Raw genomic sequence first — 23977 nt, forward strand, 5'->3', positions numbered from 1 at the left:
GACAGAACCCCTCAGCAAGGTTCATCGTCCCAGGTCAGGAAGGCACTTTCGCGTTTCCGCCCCCAAGCCAGCCGTACTCAAGTGAAACGGCGAGGTTAGGTGTACTGACCCGTGAGGGGTACGGGCCTGCGTCCGCAGGCCGGGCCGGGCAGAGGGAAGGCTTCGCCGAGTGAGCGCGGTCGCGCGACCTCTGGGCCGCCCGGATCTCAGCCGCCGCTGTTCTCGGTGACGGTGGGGGCGGGGAGTTCGCCGGTGCAGGTGGCGCGACCGTAGGTACCTGAGGCGGTAGCGCTCTGGACGTGCCTGCCGCGGACGGCGAGGGCGCAGAGGGCCTGGCCTCCCTTGCCGTCGAGGGTGATGTTGACGCTGGGTGCCTTGCCGAACGGAACCCGGACAGACTTCTTCCAGGGGAGCTTGGCGGCTGGACGGGCACGCGCCGTGCGTCGACGGAATCAAGGACGTCTGTGGCCTGCCGGCAGGCAGCTCCTGCTTCCTGTGCCTCACCAACCCGAACCCGGGCAAGACGGCGCCGCGTGCGCGAAAGCCCGTCGTGGCGAACAAGGATCTCGACGGAGCGCTGAATCAGCTCTACGCGAGGGACTTCGTCAAGGACGGCGACCTCATGGGTGACGGAAAGACCACCACGGCGCTGCTGGACGAATACAACTCGGGCAAGCCGATGGGTGAATTCCACATCAAGAAGGCTTCCAACGCCATGGCCGGCCTGGCGAAGATCCTGGAGAACGACCGGAGGGGTCGGGCCGGGGACAAGAAGCTGAAGAATGCGATTCTGTCCGAAGCGGACCTGGAAATCGGCCAGCGCGAGTCAAAGGAACTCTGGAGCGCTCTCAATTCCAACGATGCGACCGGGGCAGTCACCCGGCACGTCCAAGGAAATGCAGAGATCCTCAAGGAGATCAACACCAACAGGGAGTCGATTCTCGGCACGAAGGCCCTGGAAGATCTCACCGGCCAGAAGTTCGCCGATCTTCATCCGCTGGCAAAGCAGGCGCCGGTGGGAGACGCCCCGAGGTTGCGCGGTGGCTTCAAGGCGTTCGGTCTGGTCGGCGGAGCGCTGAATGTGGCGCAGGCGCCCAGCTACATCGAGCAATACGGTGTGGTCGACGGCCTGACCGAGATATTCGTGGATTCCATCGATCCATTTGGTTTCCACCACGCGTTCGATCCGCCGCCTGTCACGGCCTAGTCGCACAGCGAATATTGGGCGGGAGCCTGTCCGGTGCAGCCGGGCGGGCTCCCGCCCTTCGACACGTTAATGACCGAGCGTGGTGAATGTTACTATCTGCCACGACTCCCCCTTCTCTACAGGTGGTTACATGCAGGCCATCCGGCTGGACTCCGTCGTTTCTGCTTATGTGCAGCAGGTACCGCGATCCCGTGATGTGCTCGAAGAAATCAGAACGAGCGACCCCGAACTCGTTGCAGAATGGGAAGCGGGACGAATTCCTGACTTGCTGGAGTTTCTACTGACGGCCTTCAGCAGGCCGATCCTCCTGCCTCTGCTGCGGAGCGGAGAGCCCTCTTCTGGTGATATCGATGCCTGCTTCGGCTACATCGAGGGGCTGTCATCGAACGAAAGCAATCATTTTCGGGAGTCGATGGTCTTCGGCGTCTTCGAACAATTTCTGGAGCGGCGGGATATTGTATTGCGCGCCTATCGGTACAGTCTTCCGGTGACTCGATCCAGGATTGTAGGAATGCTGAGCGCCTATCCTGAAACGTACAAGGAAATTCGCCCCGACCTGGAGGCGCTCGACGGATGAGGCATGTCGGCTTCACGGTCGGACGGGTGCGTACGGTCGACCGGGCGGCCGTGGAGGCGCGGCTGGGCACCGCACCGCACTGTTTCCGGAGCACGTGAGCTTTGCCACGCTGCGTCCCCGTGATGTCTCGGGGCACCCTTCCCCTTGATCGGAGGAGGTCGTGCTCGACTGCCTCCTCCGGAGGGAGATGCCGGTGATGGAGGCCGGGCGCAGAACAGGTTGGGCATGCGGGGCTGGGCCGGGTCGCATGATGCGTCACGGACGACACGTCCGTACCGCGGGCACCGTGATCCCGGACAGCGGGTTCATCACGGCGAATGCGCGGATTAATCCGTACGGCGGCGGAGTTATGGCTGATCGGAGCCGACTCGCGGACGAGAGTCGGGCGGAACGGGAGGCATGGCTGTGCACGGTGAGTACAAGGTCCCCGGCGGCAAGCTCGTCGTGGTCGATCTGGACGTCGAGGGCGGCGCCCTGCGCAACGTACGGGTGGCCGGGGACTTCTTCCTCGAACCCGACGAAGCCATCCTCGCCATCGACGCGGCTCTGGAGGGCGCCCCGGCCCACACCGACACCGCAGGGCTCGCCGCCCGCATCGACGCGGCGCTGCCCGCGTCGACCGTGATGCTGGGTCTCACCTCGGAGGGCGTGGCCGTCGCCGTACGCCGCGCCCTCGCACACGCCACCGAGTGGAGCGACTACGACTGGCAGCTCATCCATGAGGCCCCGCAGTCCCCCGCCCTCCACATGGCGCTCGACGAGGTCATCACCGCCGAGGTGGCGGCGGGCCGCCGCCCGCCGACGCTGCGGGTCTGGGAGTGGGCCTCCCCCGCAGTGATCATCGGCAGCTTCCAGTCGCTGCGCAACGAGGTGGACCCGGCAGGCGCCGAGCGCCACGGCATCACGGTGGTGCGTCGCATCTCCGGTGGCGGGGCCATGTTCGTGGAACCGGGCAACACCATCACGTACTCGCTCTCCGTCCCCGATTCTCTGGTCTCCGGTCTCTCCTTCGCCGACAGTTACGCCTATCTGGACGACTGGGTGCTCGAGGCGCTCGGCGACATGGGCATCAAGGCCTGGTACCAGCCGCTCAACGACATCGCGACCGACATCGGGAAAATCGCCGGAGCAGCCCAGAAGCGCATCGTGGGCCCCGGCGGCGGGCCCGGCGCCGTGCTGCATCACGTCACGATGTCCTACGACATCGACGCCGACAAAATGCTCGACGTCCTGCGCATCGGCAAGGAAAAGATGTCCGACAAGGGCACCAAGAGCGCCAAGAAGCGCGTCGACCCCCTCCGCCGACAGACAGGCCTGCCACGCGAAGCCGTCATCGACAACATGATCGACTCCTTCCGCAACCGCCACGGTCTCACCCAGGGCGCAGTGACCGCTGAAGAGCTGGCACAGGCGGAAGAACTCGTACACACCAAGTTCGGCACAGCCGAGTGGACAGCACGAGTGCCATAGCCTCTGCTGACTCCCTCCGAGCCTGCGCCGCTCCAACCAAATACTCGCAGGTCAGACGTCCCGCCACGGGGAGGTCAGCGGGAAACCGCAGGTAAGAGCCGTGCACCCGCCCCGACCAGCTTCCGCAGCATGGACACCGAGCCCCGGCCGTCCGGCATCTGACACCGACTCGGATCACCTCGCCGTCATCCTCCACCGACTCCACCCTGATCCCCGGATCCGCCAGGAAGAGCAGCTCTTCCAGCCGGAGCAGTACCTCGCGCACAGCCCAGGCCAGCAGGCCGAACGCGGTTGGCACCGGCAGTTTCTAGACGATCTCGCGAGACCTACCAGCAAGGCCAACGGTCACAGGGAGTAGGCACACCACAGAAGTTGGACCAGAACCCGAACTCATCAACACCAGAAAAGGTCAGTCGGACGCCTCGGGTGCCGGCGCGGGCAGGGGCGCCGAGCAGGTCGCCCGGCCGAACCCACCGCTGGCCGTGGCGCTCTGCACGTGCCGCCCGCGCACGGCGACCGCGCAGCGGGCCTGACCGCCCTGCTCGCCCAGAGTGATGCTGATGACAGGGTTCTGACCGAGAGGCACCTCGACCGTCTTCTTCCAGGGCAGTCGGGCGCCGGAGACGGTCTCCGCCGTGCCCTGCTCGCTCGCCCCCTGGTAGCTGAGGTCGGCGGTCCCCTCGCCGGTCACCTCGTACGTCACCGGCGCGGTGGGGATCTCAGGCTCGGCCTTGCCCTCGTCGCCGCCGCGCACCATACCGAACAGCACGAAGCCGAGACAGAGCACGAGGAAGCCGACGGCCGCGATCAGCACGGGGCGGTCGGAGTGGGTCTTGTGGCCGCCGTCCTCGGTGTCGACCGGGGGAGTCCCGCCGTGTCCGTCGCTTCCGGCCCCGGCGTCAGCCGTCTCGGTCGTTTCGGGAGCGTCCGCGTCCGCCCCCGCGTGCTCGACGGTCGACGTGGAGGGCCCCGCCTCGCGCGTCTCGCTGCTCATCCAAACTCCCCTCGGCCGCAGGCCCGGACGGGCCCCGCCCGATCCAAAAGGCGTGGGGAGGCGCCTGTCAAGGGGTCCTGGTCCCCGGTCAGGATTGGCCTGATGTCAACGCATCACGCGCGGGAAGATCCTGTGAAAAAGAAGGAAAACAGCAGCTCATATGCCAACGACCATGGCTTTTAGGTGAGTTGTGCAGATGGTCTATGTAGTTGACATGGACAGGGTGTCCTTTGTTAGGAGTCTTGGCTGCCAACTGTCGTCCGGCAGATGGCACTTGGTTCCTTCGAAGGGAAACCGATGTACAGACCACGGGCCGTAAGGCTCTTGGCCTCGAGTGCGGCGCTGGCGGTCCTCGCGACCGTCGCACCGATGACACCGGCATTCGCGGCACCACCCGACACGGGACGACTCGCCGACAGCCTCCGCGGTCTCTTCACCGACGGGGACACCGAACCTGCTGATCCGCCAGAGCTCCCCGACACCGATGTCCCGGCCAACGACAAGCTCGCCAAGGCAAAGAACGCGCCGAAGGCCAAGCGCGTCAAAGAGCTGACGGACCAGCGGACGCCCTACTCCCGTCACTGGCGCATGTCGGACGGGCGGGTCCAGTCCGAGGTCTCGGCCATGCCCACCTCGTACGAGAAGGGCAAGGGCGAGGACGCCGAGTGGAAGGCGATCGACACCGCGGTCACCGACACCGACCGCAAGGGCTTCGAGAAGGCGAACACCACCAACCTCGCCCGCACCTACTTCGGTTCACGCCCCGGTGAGCTGGTCCGCTTCGAGCTCGACAAGGGCCACTGGGTCGCCATCGGCCTGAAGAACGCCGGTGCCGCGAAGCTGACCCCGGCAGTCGACGGCAACAAGGTCACCTACAAGAACGCCCTGGGCCAGGGGACCGATCTCTCCTACACCGTCGGCAACGGCAGCGTGAAGGAGGACATCGTCCTCAACGAGCGTCCGAAGGGCACGCCTTCCTTCGAGTTCACGCTCACCACGGGCGGCCTGACCCCGAAGCCGGAGAAGAACGGGACCATCTCGCTGTACGGCGAGAACTCCCCCGTCGGCGTCCCCGCGTTGGTGATCCCCGCGCCGTTCATGACGGACGCGAAGAAGGACGCCGCCTCGGCGTACGGCACCACCGGCACCGACGCCGTCCGCCAGGTCCTGTCCGGCAGGGACGGGTCGTACGGCATCAGCCTGAAGCCGGACGCCAGGTGGCTGGCGGCGCCGGAGCGCCAGTACCCGGTGACGGTCGACCCGACGGTGACGATCGCGCCGACACCGTCGCAGGCCGCGAACGTGATGATCTCCTCGGACGACCCGGGCGCCAACTACGCGGACCTCTGGCGTCTTTCGGTCGGCAACACCAGCACCGGCAGCTCGCGTGCGCTGCTGCGGTTCGGCCTGTCCGGCATACCCGCCGACACCCGGCTGGATTCGGCCGAACTGAAGCTGTACTACGACCAGACCCACACCAACGGCGCCACCGAGGTCCAGCTGGAGGCCCACCGGGCCACCACTCCCTGGACCGAGACGGGCGCCACCTGGAACAACGCCAAGGGCATCACCGGTGAGCTGTCCGGCACCTCGGTCCTCGTCGACGACGGGGACCCCGGCACCACCGCCGCCCAGGGCGCCTGGCCCGCGTCCACCAACACCGCGTACACCCAGTACGCGATCGGCCAGGACTACCGCTACAACAAGGACGCCACGCCCGGTGACACATACACCTGGCGGCCGAGCCTGCCCGAGGACGGCGACTACCAGGTCGACGTGCACTACGTCCCGGCCTTCGACCGCGCCAGCAACGCGCCCTACACGGTGACGTACGCCGGCGGCAGCAAGACGTACGAGGTCAACCAGCAGGCCGGCACCGAGGGCGTGTGGAAACCGCTCGGCAAGCACCCGTTCAAGGCCGGCACCACCGGGCAGGTCGTCCTCGGGGACGGGCCCGCCTCGACGACGACGACCGTCCAGGCGGACGCGGTGCGCTTCACCAAGGGCGGTGTGGTCACCAAGCAGCCGCAGGAGGTCAACACCTGGCACTCCTTCCCGGTGACCAAGACCGTCCAGCAGTGGCTCGACGGCACGTACGAGAACCACGGCTTCGTAGTGAAGGCCGCCGACGAGTCCGCGAACGCCCCCAAGGGCGGCCCGCGGTACGAGGCCTCCGAGTACGCCTACAAGGGCGAGGCCGCCAACTACCCGAAGCTGGTCCTCACCTGGGGCAGCCAGGGCGTCGACGTCAACCCGCCGGAGGTCATCCACTCGACCGGTGCCGAGCTGAGCTGGCCCGCGTATACCGACCCGTCGACCTCGCCGGGCGACGACATCGTCGAGTACCAGGTCCACCGCAGCGTCTTCCAGCACTTCACGCCCTCCTCGCAGACCCTGGTCTCCCCGGTCGCCAAGGACACCCGCGCCTACACGGACACCTCGGCCCGGCCCACCGCGGCCGACTCCGCCGAGGAGTTCGGCGACGCGTACTACTACATGGTCGCGGTGAAGACCCGCGACGGAAGGATCCTCCCGTCCACCACGGAGCTGGTACGGCTGCCGAAGGCCGGCCGCACCACGGTGGTGCTGCAGTCCGGGCAGAGCGACACCACACTCTCCTCGGCGCAGCCGTCCACCGGTCACGACGCGCTCACCGACGCGGGTGTCACCCACCCGTGGCTGTCGGTGGGCAACAACTCGGCCACGTACGGCAACACCCGTGCCCTGCTGAAGTTCCCCACCGTCAGCGAGATCCCGGGCAACGCCCGGGTCCTCGAGGCGAAGCTGGACATGTGGGGCTTCCAGACCACGACAGACTCGAACGGCGCGATCTACGAAGCCCACGGTCTCACCCGTGACTTCGACGAGGCGACCGCGTCCTGGACGAAGGCGAACCCCACCACGTCGTGGACCACGGCCGGCGGTGACATGGACGCCGCCGTCTCCGACACCGTCGGCACGGTCGCCAACGACCCGGCACGGCAGTCGTGGTACCTCACCTCGCTGGCACAGGGCTGGATCTCGGACCCGTCCAGCAACCACGGCGTCGCGGTCAAGCTGAGGGACGAGTCGACGGCCGGCCCACAAGAGCGGACGCTGTTCCTCTCCTCCGAGGCCGAGGAGGCGCAGCTGCGCCCGCAGCTGGTCGTCACCTATCTGACGAAGTCGACGGAGACGACGTACCACGCCCCGTACACGCCGTCCCGGATGACCCCGGGCGACGAGTACACCGTCGACGTCACCCTCACCAACACCACCACCAGCACCTGGAAGGCGGGCAACTACGCGCTCTCCTACACCTGGTCGCTCCCGGACGGCACCGACGCCACCACCGGCGGCAACCAGTTGCAGACGGCGCTGCCCGCCGAGGTCCTGCCCGGCGACTCGGTCACCGTCCCGGCCAAGCTGAAGGCCCCGATCAACTCGGACTCCGGCAACAAGCGCCTGGACTACGTGCTGAAGTGGGACCTGAAGAACACCACGACCGGCATCTGGCTGTCCGACAGCGAGGGCATTGCCCCGCTGGCGCAGAACGTCCGCACCGAGGACCCGACCTCCAACCAGCTCGGTCTGGAGAAGTTCTACTCCTACGCGGGCAAGAACACCGGTGCGGGCTCGTCGCTGATGACCAACCTGTACGCGGGCAACAGCGTCTGGCAGTACAACGCGTTCTCCAACCCGGGCCGCGGGATCACCACCTTCGCCCGGTTCGCGTACAACTCCCAGGACACCTCCGACACGGTCCTCGGCCACGGCTGGTCGGCTCAGGCCGCGATGCCGCTGCGCCTGGGCGCCGCGCTGGACTTCCACCCCAACCCCGACCCGACCCAGGTCACCCTCCCCGACGGTGACGGCACCACGCACATCTTCCGCAAGCAGGACGACGGCAGTTGGCGGGCCCCGGCGGGCGTGCACTATCTGCTGCGGCAGGGCAGCGGCGTGGACTGCACCCCGAACAAGGACGGCGACCCGAAGGCCTGGTCGCTGACCCGCCCGGACCGCACCCAGTTCTTCTTCGACTGCGACGGCTACCTGACGTCGATCGTCGACAAGAACGGCAACACGCAGACGTACACCTACGCCGAGCGCAAGTCGAACAACAAGCCGGTCAAGTTCCTCACCTACATCGAGGACCCGGCCGCGCGTCAGTCGCTCACGGTCGACTACTACACGAAGGCCGACACCAAGAGCCCGAAGATCATCGACCACGTCAAGTCGATGACCGACATCTCGGGCCGGAAGGTCACCTTCGAGTACTCCGACCAGGGCCTGCTCACCACCCTCACCGACGGTGCGGGCAGCGCGCAGCCCAAGGCGTTCCGCTTCACGTACGACATGGAGCAGGGCAACAAGAACGCCAAGCTGGTCAAGGTCACCGACCCGCGCGGCAACTCGACCTCGCTGGACTACTACTACCCCAGCGAGGGCGACGACCCGAAGTTCCACTGGAACACGCAGACGCTGACGGACCGCCTGGGCGGGACCACCGGCTATGTGTACACCGATCCGGACGGCACGGCGGGCTCGGTCGTCAACACCAAGGTGACGGACGCCGAGAACCACGACACGCAGTACGTGCTCGACGGGTACGGCCGCGCCACCCAGATGACCAACGCCAAGTCCGAGACCACCAGGACGGCCTGGGACACCGACAACAATGTGACGCGCCTGGAGGAGGCCAACGGCGCGGTCACCACGTGGAAGTACGACACCAGCACCGGCTATCCGCTGGAAATGAAGGACGCCGAGGCCAACAAGAACGGCACCGCGGCGCAGACCCTCACATACTCCTACGGGCTCGGCGGCCATATCGCGGACCTCTTCGAGAAGAAGTCCCCGGAGGGCCGCACCTACCGGTTCGGCTATGACACCAGGGGCAACCTGACCTCGGTCACCGACCCCAAGGGCGTCGCATCCGCCACCGAGGGCGACTACACCTCTCGCACGGAGTACGACGCGCTGGGCCAGGTCATCAAGGAGACCGACGCCAACGGGCACGCCACACAGTACGGCGAGTTCGAGCCGGTCGGCTACCCGAAGACCATCACGGACGCGGCCGGCAACCCATCGCACTTCGTCTACGACGTGCGAGGCAACGTCACCAAGGTGACCAACGCCCAGGGCGCCGAGGTCACCCAGGCCTATGACGCGTTCGGCAGACCGCGGGAGAAGCGCGAGCCCAAGGACCAGAAGGCAGGCGAGTTCATCGTCACGCCGGAGCCGGTCTATGACGCCAACGACAACATCACCGAGGCCTTCGCCCCCAACGGGACCGAGACCACGGCGGTGTTCGACAAGGCGGACCAGCGGATCGAGTCGGTCAAGCCGTCCGACGAGCCCGGCGGTCCGGTGCGCAAGTCCACCTCCGTCTACGACAAGGTCGGCAACCTCGTCTCCGGTACCGGCGCACAGGGCAACCTGACGGCGACCGAGGGCGACTACACCGCAACCACCGAGTTCGACGCGATCTACCAGCCGATCGAGATGGTGGACGCCGAGGGCAACAAGGCGACGGTGGAGTACGACAACGTCGGCAACGTCGTCAAGGTCGTGGACGCGCGCAAGAACGCCACCGCGAACGCCGACGACTACACCACGCGCTATGAATACGACCTGAACCACCGGGTCGAGCGCACGGTCGACGCCCTGGAGTGGGCCACCTCGGTCCGCTACGACAAGGACGGCCTCCAGATCGCGCAGACCGACGCGGAGGGCAACGAGTCGCTCGCGACGTACGACGAACGCGGCGCGCTCGTGGAGTCCAAGGTGCCGGTCAAGGAGGACACCTCCGGCAACATCACCTACCGCACGACCAAGTACGCGTACGACCAGGTCGGCAACCGTACGAAGACCACCACCCCGCGCGGTGTCGCCACGGGTGACGACGACGCGGACTTCATGTCGGAGACGGTCTACGACGAGCTGAACCGGGTCAAGGAGGAGCGCTCGCCCTACGACAAGGACGAAGCGGTCTACTCCTCACCGGACTCGGTGTTCTACGAGTACGACTCCGTCGGCAACCTGAAGTCGGTCTCGGCTCCCCCGTCGGATGGCCAGACGGTCCGCAACGTCACCGAGTACTCGTACTTGGACAACGGCTGGACACGTACGGCCAAGGACCCGTGGGACATCACCACGGCCTACGAGTACAACAAGCTCGGCCAGCAGACGAAGAACACGCTGACCTCGGCGGGCGGCTCCCAGCAGCGCACCATGACCTGGGACTACTACCCGTCGGGCAACAAGAAGGCCCGCTCGGACGACGGTGTGCCGGTCGGCAACCAGGTCGTCCTGGTGGACAGCTCGGACTTCAACAACACCGCGACCCAGGGCAACTGGTCGCGGACGCAGGCCGAGCAGCAGTACGGCTACGACACGTACTCGCACCCCGCGGGTACCGGCACCTCGTCGCTGTCCTGGCAGTTGAACATCCCGCAGAACGGCACCTACGAGGTGTTCGTCCGCTACCCGAAGCTGACGGGTGCCGCCTCGGACGCCAAGTTCAAGGTCGACCACGACGGCGGCAGCACCACCAAGACCGTCGACCAGACCGCGAACACCGGCGCGTGGGTCTCACTCGGGTCCTACGCGTTCGTGGAGGACGGTCCGCAGAAGGTCACGCTGACCGACGCCGCCAATGGCACGGTGCTCGCGGACGCGGTGAAGCTGGTCCGCTCGAACTCCGGTGAAACGGACAACGAGAAGAAGGACTTCACCTACAGCTACAACGCGAACGGCAACATGACCGAGGTCCGTGACCTCTCGCCGGGCGCGAAGATCGACACGTACAAGATCTCGTACGACGGCCTCAACCACATCACCAAGGTGGACGAGTCCGCGGGCGGCACGGTGAAGAACACCACCTCGCTGACCTACGACGAAAACGGCAACCCCGTCACGTCCACGCACGATCTGACCTGGACGAAGATCGAATACGACGAGCGCGACATGGTCAAAAAGGTGACCAACGCCGATTCGCCCACCGCGGGCGATCAGCAGATCACCACGATGACCTACACCGGGCGCGGCCAGCTCCTGAAGCAGACCAAGCCCAACGGCAACACGCTCGATATGCGCTACTACCCCGACGGGTCGGTGGAGCAGTCGCTCGAGAAGACCTCGGGCGACACCGTGGTGGCGCAGCACGACCTGGAGTACTCGCCCAACGGGCACCGCTCCAAGGACGTCCTGAAGCTGATGAACGCCGATGACAACTCGGCCTACATCAACAACACGTACACCTTCGACTACGACCCGCAGGACCGCATCACCAAGGTCACCAAGAGCGGCGACGACGCGTCCACCGAGTCCTACCGCTACGACCGCAACAGCAACATCGTCGAGCAGACGGTGGAAGACGTCACCACGACCCAGCGCTACGACCGCAACCGCCTGTTGTCGGCGAGTTCGGGCGGGGTCACGTCCACCTACAACTACGACCCGCTGGGCCGGCTCGACACTGTCAGCACCGGCGGTCAGACCGTCGAGAAGCACTACTACGACGGCTTCGACCGTGAGGCGAAGGTCCGGCAGGGCGTGGGCGCCACCGCGGTGACCACCTCGTACGTCTACGACCCGTTCGACCGGACGGTCTCCCAGACCACCTCGGGCGACCAGGGCAAGACCACGGCGTTCACCTACCTCGCCATGGACAAGACGCTCCTGCGCGAGACGGTCGACGGCAAGGCGGACAAGGACTACCAGTACATAGCCGGTGGTCAGCGCGCCACGCAGATCAAGCACAAGGACGACGGCAGCAAGGAGGTCTCGCAGTACGTCACGAGTCCGCGCGGCGACGTCGAGGCGATCACGAAGGAGGACGGCAAGACCCGTTCCACGTACGGCTACACGGCCTACGGTTCGGACGACTCGTCCCAGATGACCGGTGCGGACAAGCCGGGCAGCGGCACCGAGGGCAAGAGTGACTACAACGCGTTCCGCTTCAACTCCTCGCGCTGGGACGGCGCCTCGGGCACGTACGACATGGGCTTCCGCAACTACGACCCGGGGCTGAACCGCTTCCTCACCCGGGACTCGTACAGCGGCGCCCTGGCCGACATGTCCCTGGCCACCGACCCGTTCACCGGCAACCGGTACGCGTTCGCCGGCGGCAACCCGATCAGCTTCGTCGAGCTCGACGGGCACCTGTTCGGTCTGTCGCTCTCGGACATCGGCCATGCCACGCTCGACGTGGTCGGCCTGGTCCCCGTCGTCGGTGAGGTCGCCGACGTCGCCAACGGCATCTGGTACGCGGCCGAGGGCAACTATGTCGACGCCGCACTGTCGTTGACCTCGGCGATCCCGCTCGCGGGGTACGCGGCCACCGCCGTCAAGGCCGGCCGCTACGTCGAGAAGGGTGTCGAGGCGGTGGACTCCGCCAACGACGTGCGCAAGGCGGTGGACAAGGCCGGTGACGCGGCGAACGCCGCGAGCGACGTCCGCAAGGCGGACGGCGTGGACGCCCCGACGACGAAGTCGCCGGACAGTCCGCAGGCACCCGCCTGCAAGGTGAACAGCTTCCTGCCGGGCACCCAGGTCGTCCTCGCGGACGGCACCACCCGGGCCATCGAGAAGCTGGAGGTCGGCGACCTGGTCGTGGCCACCGACCCGGAGACCGGGGACACCCGGGCCCGGGAGGTCACCGAGACGCGTGATCACGAGGGCACCAAGGACCTCGTCACCCTGACCGTCGACTCCGGCGGCAAGGGCAAGTCGCTCAAGCTGACCTCGACGGCCGCGCACCTGTACTGGCTGCCGGACTTCGGCAAGTGGGTCCCGGCCAAGGACCTCAAGTCCGGTATGTGGCTGCAGACCTCGGCCGGTACCTGGGTCCAGATCAGTGCGGTCGACACCGCCCACCGCTCGGCCAAGGTCTACAACCTGTCGGTCGAGGGCGTCCACACGTACTACGTGGGGTCGGGTACCGCCGCGGTCCTGGTCCACAACTGTGGCTACAAGGACGAGGCGGTCAGGGCGCAGCAGAGCGCCCAGGAACTCGCCGGTCAGCTCCACTTCTTCAAGGAGTCCATGGTGACCGTCGCGGTCATCGGGGTCCGGAAGAAGGGCACCAAGGACATCGTCGAGAAGGTGGGCATGAGCTCCGGTCAGAAGGGCGACCTTCTGGACCTCGCCGAAGGCCAGTCGTTCGTGCCCGGCAACCTGGTGCCCGGACGTGTGACCAAGAAGGGCAATCCCGCCTACGAGCACGCCGAGGAATCGGTGTTCAGGTGGCTCGAGGAGAACCCGGACTACGAGGTTCTGTACGGCGGCGCGTCGAAGAACGTGTGCTCCGACATCTGCGCACCACTCGTCGAGCAGAGCAAGATGAAGCTCGACGGTGAGGTGTTCGGCGGAGCGTCCGACAAGACCGACTTCAGGACGTTCTGGCGCTTGAGGCGCTAGGAGACACCGGCGCCACCTCCAGTGGCGCCGCCGGACACGCAAGCAGGACGCCCGGCCGGAGAGCTTCCCCGGCCGGGCGTTCGCGTCGCGGGACGCGCTCAGCTCGCGTCGGCCAGACTCCACAGGTGCACGGCCGTGCGGTCCTCGGCGAGGGTGGCCCACAGGCCGGGGCCGGCCGGCAATGGGCTGCCCGAGACCGGCAGGGAGTAGACGATCCGCCCGCGCAGGGCGAGTGTGCTCGGGTCCACGAGCCAGTGACGGGGCTCGGCGGTGTGCCCATCGGTGCTGACGACGGCACCGTCCTCGTAGGGGTAGGCGCCCTCGTAATCCCAGCGCGCCATGTCCTCACCCGGCGCGGGTGGCACGACATCCCTGGCGTTGAGGCGTCCGGCCTCCTGCGCGCCGGGGGACTCGTGCAGATACAGCGCCCACTGGCCGGGATCCGTGCACAGGAAGTGCCCACCGGACGGACTGACGTCCTGCAGCAGTACCCCTTCGATGCGTTCGAAGCCCAGGTCGGTACCGTCCCAATGCCCCCACAGGGAAGGGGAGTCCTCATGCCCCTCACCGACGGTCAGTCCCATGTACGAGCCGTCGGGATGCGGGAAGTGGGCGGACGCCGAACCCACGGTCGAGGTCCGGGTCCGGCCGAGCACCGACCCGTCGGCCGCGTCGAGGACCAGCCACTCCTCGTGCGGCCAGTCCTGTGCGTGCCGCACATGGGCCCACACCAGCTTGCCGTCCGGGCTGAACGCGGCGGAACCGCGGCCTGCGCGCCGATGCCGCGGGTCGTCCGCGTACTCCTCGAACGAGGCATGGGCCGCCGTGCACTTGGCGGCGGACCAGCACCCGTGCGGGAGCTCCCAGTGGACCTTGCCTGTCCGGTCCACGGCCCGTACGGCGTGCACGCCGCTGAACACGGCGAGGTCGCCCGTGGGAGAGACGGTGACATCGCCGAAGGGCCGAGGCCAGGGGGCGGGGAAGCGGAACTCGGCGCCGTGCTCCTGCCCTGTCGGGCCGAGCCCGACCACGGCGAGCTCGTCGTCCCCGCGCTGGACGAGCAGCCTGTGGCCGGGCCCGTACTGGATGCGCGGAGCGTCGGCGTCCGCGGCGCCGAGGGGGGTGGGGACCGCGGCAACGAGGCGGGCCGTGTGTGCCACAGCGGCCGCGTCTATGGGATTGGTGGACATGGACGGCATGCTTCCACACCCGAGTGGCAGGTAGCGTGCCGCCGCGGGGAGCGCCGCGGGATCCGGACCGAGGCGAACGTCGACGTGAATGCGCAGGCGCACGTCGCCACGGAGCCGCCCACGCTCGACGTGTCGTCCTTGGACCACGCTCCGGAGGCCGGCCTCGAAGTGCCGTCGGGCCGTGCACCAGCAGAACCTGGCGCGGGCTGTGGAGGCGGGTATCGCAGCGGACGAGTCCGAGGAGACGATGGAACGGATCAGGATCGACGTCTGGCCGGCGGAGTTCGCGCCGGTGCAGGTCCTGAAGCAGTGGAGTGCGTGGACCTTGGCACCGGTACCGAGGAGTGGACCGCACGCGTGCCCCAGGGTTCCGCCCCGCCGCTCCGGACCCCCGATAGGTCGCGGCTATCGGGGGCATTCGCCAATCGCGCATTGTGACAGCCCTTCTCCTGCGCCAGCCTGACCTGGTCCGGCACTGCTGCCGGTGGGTCCAAATGAAGGGGAGGGCATGTCACAGCACCTTCGGCTCAACTTCATCGACGGACAGTGGGTCCCCGCGGAGTCGGGGCAGGTCCGGGAGAACGTCAACCCTGCCGATTTCGCCGATGTGATCGGTGAGTTCACCGAATCCGGCGGTGTCGACGTCGACCAGGCGGTCGACGCGGCCGCCGCCGCACTTCCGTCCTGGCGCGGCCGTGGCCCGATCGAACGGGCCGCGTATCTGACCGCGGCCGGCCGCATCCTCGGCGAACGGGCCGCGGAGGTCGCCGCCGTGATCACCCGCGAACAGGGCAAGCTGCTGAGCGAGGCGCGCGGCGAGGTGAACCGGGCGCGGGCCGTGCTGGAATTCACCGCCGGTCAGGCGCGACTGCTCGGTGGGGTGACTGCCCCCGCGGAGGAGGAGCGCACCTTCGCGTACACCTTCAGGAAGCCCATCGGGGTCGTGGGGCTGGTGTCGCCGTGGAACTTCCCCCTCGCGATCCCGATGTGGAAGGTGGCACCCGCGCTGCTGTCCGGATGCACGGCGGTGCTCAAGCCGTCCCCGCTCACCCCGCTGACCTCCGCGCTTCTGGTGGAGATATTCCAGCAGGCGGGTCTCCCCGGCGGAGTGCTGAATCTGGTGCAGGGCGATGTGGCGGCGGGCGAGGCACTGGTCGCCAACCCGGCCGTCGCGGGCATCAGTTTCACCGGATCGCTGCCGGTCGGCACCGCCATCCACGCCGGGGGTGCGCATCGGCTGCTCCGCACCCAGCTCGAACTCGGCGGCAAGAACGCGCTGATCGTGTGCGACGACGCCGATCTCGCCAGGGCCGTGGACGCCGTGGTGCACGGTGCCTTCGGTCAGGCGGGGCAGCGCTGCTCGGCGACGAGCCGGGTGGTGGTCGACGTACGGGTACGGGAGGAGTTCCTCGACCGGCTCGTCGGGCAGGTCGCGGGGCTGCGGGTGGGCCCCGGGGACGATCCCGCGTCCCGGATCTGCCCGGTGGTCAACACCGCACGCACGGAAGCGGCGTTGGCGGCCGTCGCCGGCGCGCAGCGCGACGGTGGCAAGGTGCTGTGCGGAGGTGGGCGGGAGCGGCGTGACGACCTGCCCGAGGGCTGCTACGTACAGCCGACCGTCATCCGTGACGTGCCGTGGGACAGCGAGCTGGCCCAGGAGGAGGTGTTCGGACCGGTGCTGGCCGTCGTCGACGCGGACGGGTTCGACGAGGCCATGACGATAGCCAACTCGGTGAAGTACGGGATGTCGGGAACCGTCTTCACCGCGTCCCAGTCGCGGGCGTTCGAGGCGATCGACCGGTTCGAGGCGGGGATGCTCCATGTGAACCGTCCCGGTGTCGGGGCCTACGCCCATCTGCCGCATGTCGGTTCGAAGGCCTCCCAGTACGGACCGCCGGAGTGCTCCCCCGAGGTGTGGGACTTCTACACCGAGTGGCACTCGGCCTGCATCGCCTACTGAGCCTCCGCACGGCCCGGAACATGCCGATGCCCCTCATCTGCCCGGCAGATGAGGGGCATCGGCGTGAGGTCAGGTGTTGATGATGTCCTCCGCCAGTCCGAACGAGAGCGTCATCCCCGCCCCGCCGACCCCGTTGACCACGGTGACACCCGGTTCCGGCTCGACGACCAGTTCGGTCCGGCCGTCCCGCAGCGACGGGTAGTAGCCCACCCAGCGCTCGGTGATCCGCGGGTCGGGCAGCACGGCGAACGTATCGAGGTAGTCGAGGACCGCCTGGTTGATCGCCTCGTCCTCGAAGGGGTCGAGCGTCTTGGCGTACGCGTGGCTGTCACCGATCGTCAGACGGCCGTCGGCCGTCTGGGAGAGCAGCACATGAATGCCGTTCTCCCGGTGGAAGGGCAGTTCGAGTCCCATCCGCTCGGCGAGCCGGGCCTTGGACGTGCACTCGTCGAACGCCGCGTAGTGCAGCAGGGTCAGCCCGCCGCAGAGCATCGGGCCGAGCTCCCAGCCGTCCGGCTGGGGGCCCGTCCGCATCATCTGGAGCTTGCAGCGCACCAGGCCGCTCTCGGCGAAGACGTCGGGGTACAGGGTCTCGAAGTCGTTGCCGCTGCAGACGTAGGCCCGGTCGACCGACCAGTCGCCGTCGGTCGTCTCCACGGTCGGCAGATCGATGCCCCGGACCGTCGCCCCGAACCTGATGTCGACGCCGTACTCGGCGACCAGATGCGAGGCGAGTGCCGGGATGGCCCGGCGCGGGTCGACGTTGAGCTCGGTCGGGCTCCACATCGCGGCGAGGAGCCCGTCGGCGCGGGTCGTGCCGGAGCGCTCCAGCGTCTCCCGCGGCGTGATCATCCTGACGCCCCGTTCCCGGGCGGCCGGCGTGGTCGCGAGAAACTCTTCGAGCACGTCCACCTCGTCGGGGTGGTGGGCCAGGTGCAGTGATCCGGTCTCGGCGGCCCACAGGCCGGTCTTGGCGGCGGTCTCCAGCCAGATCTCACGGCTGCGCAGCGCCCGCTCGTACGTCGCGCCGCGCTGCTGGCCGATGGACCAGATCATGCCGAAGTTCCGGATGGAGGCGCCCACGGCGTAGTCGTCGCGCTCGAACAGGACGACCCGGTCGCCGCGGCGGGCGGCGGCCAGCGCGTGGGCGAGGCCGACGATTCCGCCGCCGACGACAGCGGTGTCGGCTCGGTTCACAGTCATGGTGATCCCCTTCTCAAGGCGTACGGAATGAGGGTGCGCGGACCGGTGGCGTACGGGGCTCGGCATACCGGCCGACGGCGTACGGCCCGTGGCGTGCTCACGCGGTGCGCGGAAGCCGGTTCCAGTGGGGCAGCATCAGCAGCCCGGCGAGCAGCGCCGCCCCGGCGAAGCCGGTGAACAGGACGCCGCCGGAGAGGAATCCCGGCAGCAGGCCGCCGAGGATCGCACCGAGCGAACCGCAGCCGTTGACCAGTCCGGCGGCCGTCCCCGCGCCCTTGGCGCTGCCGAAGTCGACCGCTGCGACGCACGAGATCATGGCGTCGGCCGCGTACACGGAGAGACCGATCACCGCAAGCACCGCGATCATCACCTCGGCGCTGCCGGCGGCGGTGAGCGGCATGAACAGAGCGAGCGCGGCGGTCAGTACACCGAGCGCGATGACGCAGGCGGGTGCCCGCCGGGACTGGAAGAACCGGTCGGAGACCCAGCCGACGAGAATCGGGGCGAGGATGCCCGCGACGCCGAAGGCGACGGGGATGAGGGTGGCGCCGACCTTGTCGATCTCGGGCAGTCGACGGCTGACGATCACCGGTCCCCAGAGCAGGATGGCGTACCGCGCGGGCTTGAGCAGGAAGTACGAGAGTCCCAGTGTGAGCACCATGCGGTCGCGCAGCGTCTCCCGGTAGAGGGCGAGGCCGTTGAGGGAGGGCTCGGTCGGGACGGGTTCGGGCGTCGCGCCGGATTCGGGGTCCCTCTCCTCGGTGGGCTCGACCAGACCGACGTCCTGCGGCGTGTTCCGCTGGAAGAGCACGAAGAGCAGCAGCACGGCGGCGAGTGTGGCCGCGCCGGCCAGGAACGCCGCGTGCCAGCTGTCGAAGACCGAGTACGCGACCCAGCCGAGGAACGGTGGTGCGGCCAGGCCCCCGAACGCGTAGTTGGTGGACCACAGCCCCAGGATCCGGCCGCGTTCGGCCACGGTGAAGAAGTTGCCCATGTTCTTGCAGAGCGGCGCCCACCCGGCCGACTGCGACAGTCCCTGCAGGACCATCGCACCGCCGAACACCAGAAGTGCGCTGCTCACGCCCATGATGCAGGCGGCGGCGACGGCCCCGATCATGCCGCCGATGACGACGACGCGGGGGCCGAACCGGTCGGCCCACATGCCCCACAGGAACTGCCCGGCCGCGTAGGCCGCGAGGTAGACGGCGTCGATGACGCCCAGCGCACGCTCGGTGAGCACGGTGTTGACTGCGGGATCGTCGAGGATGCCGAGTTTCGCGACGGAGAATGCCTGCCGTACGAAGTAGAAGCCTGCGTAGGCGATCCAGGTGATCGCGAAGATCTGCCGGCGCCAGCGGGCGGCGCGGGCGCTCCGCAGGATCGGTGAGATCCGGTCCAGTGCGTCGCGGGTGGTGACGGGTGATCCTTGTTTCTGTGGTACGAGGTCGGCCATGGCAGGGTCCTGTCCTCGATGTGCGCGGTTGGGGAGATGAGCGGTTCGGTGGGGGCGGTCCGCAGGCGTGACAAGGGCATGGCACGGCCCCGGCGCGTGCCTCGGCAGCGCGCCGGGGCCGGGTCCTCGGGGTGGTACGGCGGCTCGGTCAGGAGGTGAGCGGCCGTCCGGCGGCCAGGGCGTTGCCGACCCAGTAGGCGTCGAAGTTGCGCAGCCGGTGTCCGTCGGGGAGCGGGCCGGTCGGCGCGTTCACGAGGAACGGCACGCGTTGTTCGGTGAGACCGCCGTGCGAGCGCAGCGGCTCCTTGAAGCCGGAGATGTCGTGCCGGGCGGGCGTGGTGCCGAGCGCCGTGTTGCGGGTGGCGATGACGACGAGGTCGCCGATGCGGTCGCCGGGGAGTTCGAAGCGCTCGCAGGCCTCCTCGCGGGTGAGGACGGTGTCCACGCCCTCCAGGGCGGCGAGTTCGGCGAGCAGACCGGCCCGGTCGGCGCCGTCCGGCAGGTGCACGGTGGCGTACGAACCGAGCGCCCCGTGGTGGACGGTGTACGGGTCGGTGATGGGCAGGATGACGCGGGCGGCTCCGGCGCCGAGCCGGGTGTCGAGCAGGTCCTGGAGGAAGACGACCTGGGCCGTGCCGTCGGCGTCGCTCTTGGCGTTCATGCCGTGATCGGCGGTGATGACGAGGACCGCTCCGAGTGCGTCGATCTGCTCGAAGTAGCTGTCGAGCATGGCGTAGAAGTCGTTGGCGACGGGCGATCCCGGCGCATGCTTGTGCTGGATGTAGTCCGTCAGGGAGAGGTACATCAGGTCGGGGCGGTCCTTGGCCAGGATGTCGGTGCCCGCGGCCATCACGAGCTCGCTGAGCTCGGCGCTGTAGACCGAGGGCAGTTCCATGCCGACGCGTTCGAGGACCTTGCTGATCCCGTGGGACTCGTCGGTCAGCTGGTCGGCCTTCTCGGCGGAGAAGCAGATGCCGTCGGAGAGGTCGCGGCCGAGCAGCCGGCGCAGCTTGTCCTTGGCGGTGATGACCGCGACCTTGGCGCCTGCCTGCGAGAACGCGGCGAACAGGGTCGGCACCCGGAGCAGCTCCGGGGCATTCATCATGATCTCGGTGCCGGACGTGGTGTCGTAGAAGTAGTTGCCGCAGATGCCGTGCACGGCGGGCGGCGCACCCGTGGCGATGGAGATGTTGTTGGGATTGGTGAAGGACGGCATGGTGCAGTCGGCCCGCAGATCGCTGCCCCGTTCCAGCATCCGTTCGAGGAAGGGCATCCTGCCGTCCGCGATCGCCCGCTCGTGGTAGGCGTCCTCACTGCCGTCGATGCAGACCACGACGACGGGCCGCCGGGGCCAGGCATAGCCGCGCCCGTTGACCTCGAACTGATCGGCAACAGATTCCTTCATGTACGGATCCACCCCTGAGGTCGAAGTACCGAGGCGGTGGTTGCCGCCTCACAGCTCATGGGTAGCACCCGGCGCGGGGCGGGCAGAACCACCGGGATTGCTATAGCCGTCATAGCCGCATCCGCCCTGCCGCGCCCCCTCCCCACCAGGCCGGATCGGGGCTAGGCTCCGCGCCGACGATCAACTTAGGGAGGCGTGTGGAACTCAACCTCCACCGGTTGTGGATCTTTATGCAGGTGGTCGAGCACCAGGGATTCTCGGCGGCCGCGCACAAGCTGTACATGAGCCAGCCGTCGGTCTCCAATCAGGTGCGCCGGTTCGAACAGTCCTTGCGCGTCACGCTGATCGACCGGTCGGGGGCCAGGATCAGGCCGACGGCCGAGGGCGAGGTGCTCGCCGAGTACGGGCGGCGGGTCTTCCTCCTCGCCGACGAGGCGGTCGCCGCCGTGCAGCAGGTGAGTGGGCTGACGTCCGGGCGGCTGCTGGTGGGCGGCACGACGACGGTCGGCACGTACCTGCTGCCGCCGCTGCTCGCCCGGTACCAGGAGCGGCATCCGGGCATCGAGTGCGACATTTTCGTCGGCAACAACGAGGCTGTGCTGGAGCGGTTGTTGTCGGGTGCCATCGGGATCGCGGTGGTGGCGGGCGCGCCGACCGCCGCGCAGCTGGTGCCGGAGACCGTTCTCGACGAGCGGCTGGTGCTGATCGCCGCGCCCGGCCATCCGCTGGCGGACGCGGGCGAGGTCCGGCCGCAGGACCTGTCGCAGTCACGGTTCCTGCTGCGGGAGCCCGGATCCCAGACCCGGGAGCTGCAGGAACAGGTCCTGGCGGAGTGGGAGATGACGGAGGTTCCGCACGGAGACATCTGGGGCCCCGAGGCCGTCAAGCAGTGCGTGGCGGCGGGGCTCGGGGTGTCGCTGATCTCGGAACACGCCGTGGTGGACGATGTGCGCGCCGGATCGCTCGCCGTCCTCCCGGTGACTCCGCAGCCCCGGTCCCGCCCCATCAGTCTGGTGCGGCGGCGCGACCGGGTGCTGTCCCCGGCGGAGCGCGCGTTCATGGGACTGCTCCGTGAGATCGGCCGCTGGCCGCAGGAGCTTCCGGGCCGATGATTCCGTGGGCCCCGGAACGTCTCAGGGAAGCGGGTCGCGCGGCGTGACGAGACCCGACTCGTACGCGAAGACGACGAGTTGGGCCCGGTCCCGGGCGCCCAGCTTCGTCATCGCCCGGCTGACATGGGTCTTTGCGGTGAACGGGCTGATCACCATGTGCGCGGCGATCTCCTCGTTGGTCAGCCCACGTGCGGCCAGCGCACTCACCTCGCGCTCGCGACGGGTCAGTGTCTCGAAGCCGGGGGCCGTGGTCCGGTCGGGCGGCCGGGAGACGAACTCGCCGATCAGGCGGCGGGTGATGGCAGGCGACAGCAGCGCGTCGCCGCGGGCCGCGACGCGGATGGCCTGGAGGAGTTCGGCGGGCTCGGTGTCCTTGAGGAGGAACCCGGCGGCCCCGGCGCGCAGCGCGTCGAAGACGTACTCGTCGAGCCCGTAGTTCGTGAGGATGACGACGTGGACACCGGCCAGCAGCGGGTCGGCGGCGATCTCGCGGGTGGCCTCGATGCCGCCCATCACGGGCATCTGTACATCGACGAGGGCGACGTCCGGGGTGTGGTGGCGGGCGAGTTCCAACCCCTGACGGCCGTCGGCTGCCTCGCCGATCACTTCGATGCCGTCCTCGGCGTCCAGCAGGGCGCGGAATCCGGCGCGCATCAGGGCCTGGTCGTCGACGATCAGCACCCGGACAACTTCCTGGCGGTTCATACAGCGGTTCCCGTTGTCCGCAGTGGCAGTTCGGCGCGTACGGAGAAGCCGCCGCCCGGGCGCGGTGCGGCGGCGAGAGTGCCACCGAGGGCCCTGACACGCTCGCCCATGCCGGTGAGGCCGGTGCCCGCGGTGACGGCATCGCCGGGGGCGCAAGGACCCTGATCGTCGACGCTGACGGTCAACGCATGCCTCCCGTAGACGATTTCGACGGTCGTCCGGGCACGGTCCGCGTGCCGGGCCACATTGGTGAGTGCTTCCTGCACGATGCGGTAGGCGGCCCTGTCGACGTCCGACGGCAGGGTGCGTTCGACGCCGGTGACGGTGACGGACAGTGCGATGCCCGCGGTACGGGCTCGCTCGGCCAGCTCGTCGATGCGGTCCAGCCCCGTGCCCGGCTCCACCACATCGGTGCGCAGTACCTCCAGGGTCGCGCGCAGCTCCCGCATCGCTTCGCCGCTCGCCTCCTGGATCGCGAGCAGCGCGGGCTCCACCTCACTGCCGCGCTTGCGGGCCAGGTGAACGGCAACTCCCGCCTGAAGCTTGACGATCGAGATGGAGTGGGTCAGTGAGTCGTGCAACTCCCGGGCGATCCGCAGCCGCTCCTCCCCGGCCCGGCGCAGCGCCGTCTCGTCGCGGCTGCGCTCGGCGTCGAGCGCCCGCTGCTCGGTCTGGCGGAGATACGCCTGCCAGTTCTTGTCGATGAGTCCGGTGACGCCGGCGCAGAGGAACCAGCCGAGCAGCAGCACGGTCCGCTCGACGGTGTCCTGCGCGCCGGGTGCGGCGACGATCAGGACCATGAAGTACCCGGTGAGAAAGAGGGCGCCCGCGGCGATGCCCCACACGCGGTGTCCGCTGCGCGCCGCCGCATGCACGGCGGCCAGCACGGGGAACGCCGCCCAGGTTCCGGGGTGCGCGTGCACGACGTACCCCAGCATGGAGACGGTGGTGACGGCGAGCACGGCGCGCGGCGCCTTCCGGTGCCCGGCGAGAGCCAGACCACCGACTGCGACAAGCAGCAGGTCGAGGGTGTCCGGACCCGAGGCGGCGTAGGCCGCGGCGAGAACCGCCGCGCCGATCGCGACGGCGAGTGCGGTGTCCAGCAGGTGAGTCCGCCGGTCGATGTCACCCTGCATGAGCGGCACCCTAACTCCCGTACAACGGCGTGGTCATCATCCTGCGGGACGGACCCCGCACTACTCCCGGGGCAGTAGTCACGGCCACCGCCGGTCGGCCGGGACCGTCCTCAACTGCCTTCGGCCGTACGACGACCGGGCACCGTCCGACGGGTGAGCATCG

At 68.4% G+C, this 23977-nt stretch carries 13 protein-coding genes; 6 read left to right on the top strand and 7 right to left on the bottom strand.

All coding sequences use genetic code 11. The features are described from left to right. The first annotated feature begins 550 nt into the window (after positions 1-550). From ACFU6I_RS11935 to ACFU6I_RS11945, 3 genes are all read left to right on the top strand, one after another. Positions 551-1207, top strand: a complete 657-nt coding sequence (locus ACFU6I_RS11935; protein ID WP_384364218.1) for a hypothetical protein — start codon at positions 551-553, stop codon at positions 1205-1207. A gap of 130 nt (positions 1208-1337) precedes the next feature. Beyond that, entirely contained in the window at positions 1338-1784 is a 447-nt protein-coding gene (locus tag ACFU6I_RS11940; protein ID WP_384364220.1) for a hypothetical protein, read from the top strand. 405 nt (positions 1785-2189) lie between these two features. Beyond that, positions 2190-3254 carry a biotin/lipoate A/B protein ligase family protein gene (locus tag ACFU6I_RS11945; RefSeq protein ID WP_384364361.1) on the top strand — a complete coding sequence of 355 codons (1065 nt, stop codon included), beginning with the start codon at positions 2190-2192 and terminating at the stop codon, positions 3252-3254. 409 nt (positions 3255-3663) lie between these two features. Here ACFU6I_RS11945 and ACFU6I_RS11950 read toward each other — a convergent pair whose 3' ends face one another. Then, a complete protein-coding gene (locus ACFU6I_RS11950) occupies positions 3664-4248 on the bottom strand; it encodes a hypothetical protein (protein ID WP_384364222.1) in 585 nt (194 codons plus the stop codon). Positions 4249-4617: 369 nt separating this feature from the next. Here ACFU6I_RS11950 and ACFU6I_RS11955 point away from each other — a divergent pair, with 369 nt between their 5' ends. Further along, on the top strand, positions 4618-13650 hold the full coding sequence (locus ACFU6I_RS11955; RefSeq protein WP_384364224.1) for a DNRLRE domain-containing protein: 9033 nt from the start codon (positions 4618-4620) through the stop codon (positions 13648-13650). A gap of 98 nt (positions 13651-13748) precedes the next feature. Here the strand turns inward: ACFU6I_RS11955 and ACFU6I_RS11960 are convergent, their stop codons facing one another. Further along, positions 13749-14840 (bottom strand): hypothetical protein, encoded by a 1092-nt coding sequence (locus tag ACFU6I_RS11960; protein ID WP_384364226.1) that lies wholly within the window; start codon positions 14838-14840, stop codon positions 13749-13751. Between the two features lie 508 nt (positions 14841-15348). On the opposite strand from ACFU6I_RS11960, the gene ACFU6I_RS11965 reads away from it, so the two are divergent. Further along, complete coding sequence (locus tag ACFU6I_RS11965) at positions 15349-16800, top strand: aldehyde dehydrogenase family protein (protein ID WP_384364228.1); 1452 nt, start codon at positions 15349-15351, stop codon at positions 16798-16800. A gap of 69 nt (positions 16801-16869) precedes the next feature. Here ACFU6I_RS11965 and ACFU6I_RS11970 read toward each other — a convergent pair whose 3' ends face one another. The 3 genes from ACFU6I_RS11970 to phnA all read right to left on the bottom strand — a co-directional run bounded on the left by ACFU6I_RS11970 (position 16870) and on the right by phnA (position 20861). Beyond that, entirely contained in the window at positions 16870-18003 is a 1134-nt protein-coding gene (locus ACFU6I_RS11970; RefSeq protein WP_384364230.1) for a TIGR03364 family FAD-dependent oxidoreductase, read from the bottom strand. A gap of 97 nt (positions 18004-18100) precedes the next feature. Beyond that, positions 18101-19456, bottom strand: coding sequence for an MFS transporter (locus tag ACFU6I_RS11975; protein WP_384364232.1), 1356 nt, complete (start codon positions 19454-19456; stop codon positions 18101-18103). Positions 19457-19604: 148 nt separating this feature from the next. Beyond that, positions 19605-20861, bottom strand: coding sequence for a phosphonoacetate hydrolase (gene phnA / locus ACFU6I_RS11980; protein WP_384364234.1), 1257 nt, complete (start codon positions 20859-20861; stop codon positions 19605-19607). Positions 20862-21058: 197 nt separating this feature from the next. On the opposite strand from phnA, the gene ACFU6I_RS11985 reads away from it, so the two are divergent. Further along, the gene (locus tag ACFU6I_RS11985) at positions 21059-21973 is read left to right on the top strand and encodes a LysR family transcriptional regulator (protein WP_384364236.1); all 915 of its coding nucleotides are present in this window, start codon (positions 21059-21061) and stop codon (positions 21971-21973) included. Positions 21974-21994: 21 nt separating this feature from the next. Here ACFU6I_RS11985 and ACFU6I_RS11990 read toward each other — a convergent pair whose 3' ends face one another. Both ACFU6I_RS11990 and ACFU6I_RS11995 read right to left on the bottom strand, forming a co-directional pair. Beyond that, positions 21995-22678 (bottom strand): response regulator, encoded by a 684-nt coding sequence (locus ACFU6I_RS11990; RefSeq protein ID WP_384364238.1) that lies wholly within the window; start codon positions 22676-22678, stop codon positions 21995-21997. After that, on the bottom strand, positions 22675-23814 hold the full coding sequence (locus tag ACFU6I_RS11995; protein ID WP_384364240.1) for a sensor histidine kinase: 1140 nt from the start codon (positions 23812-23814) through the stop codon (positions 22675-22677). Before ACFU6I_RS11995 ends, ACFU6I_RS11990 begins: the two co-directional genes overlap by 4 nt. Positions 23815-23977: the final 163 nt, after the last annotated feature.

The sequence above is a fragment of the Streptomyces sp. NPDC057486 genome, from assembly GCF_042802415.1.
GTDB classification, from domain to species: domain Bacteria; phylum Actinomycetota; class Actinomycetes; order Streptomycetales; family Streptomycetaceae; genus Streptomyces; species Streptomyces yanii.

Bases quoted from the DNA above. Each gene is read 5' to 3' on its own strand.
- ACFU6I_RS11940 (WP_384364220.1), top strand. From the start codon at position 1,338: ATGCAGGCCATCCGGCTGGACTCCGTCGTTTCTGCTTATGTGCAGCAG.
- ACFU6I_RS11950 (WP_384364222.1), bottom strand. From the start codon at position 4,248: ATGAGCAGCGAGACGCGCGAGGCGGGGCCCTCCACGTCGACCGTCGAG.
- ACFU6I_RS11955 (WP_384364224.1), top strand. From the start codon at position 4,618: ATGACACCGGCATTCGCGGCACCACCCGACACGGGACGACTCGCCGAC.
- ACFU6I_RS11960 (WP_384364226.1), bottom strand. From the start codon at position 14,840: ATGTCCACCAATCCCATAGACGCGGCCGCTGTGGCACACACGGCCCGC.
- ACFU6I_RS11965 (WP_384364228.1), top strand. From the start codon at position 15,349: ATGTCACAGCACCTTCGGCTCAACTTCATCGACGGACAGTGGGTCCCC.
- ACFU6I_RS11970 (WP_384364230.1), bottom strand. From the start codon at position 18,003: ATGACTGTGAACCGAGCCGACACCGCTGTCGTCGGCGGCGGAATCGTC.
- ACFU6I_RS11975 (WP_384364232.1), bottom strand. From the start codon at position 19,456: ATGGCCGACCTCGTACCACAGAAACAAGGATCACCCGTCACCACCCGC.
- phnA (WP_384364234.1), bottom strand. From the start codon at position 20,861: ATGAAGGAATCTGTTGCCGATCAGTTCGAGGTCAACGGGCGCGGCTAT.
- ACFU6I_RS11990 (WP_384364238.1), bottom strand. From the start codon at position 22,678: ATGAACCGCCAGGAAGTTGTCCGGGTGCTGATCGTCGACGACCAGGCC.
- ACFU6I_RS11995 (WP_384364240.1), bottom strand. From the start codon at position 23,814: ATGCAGGGTGACATCGACCGGCGGACTCACCTGCTGGACACCGCACTC.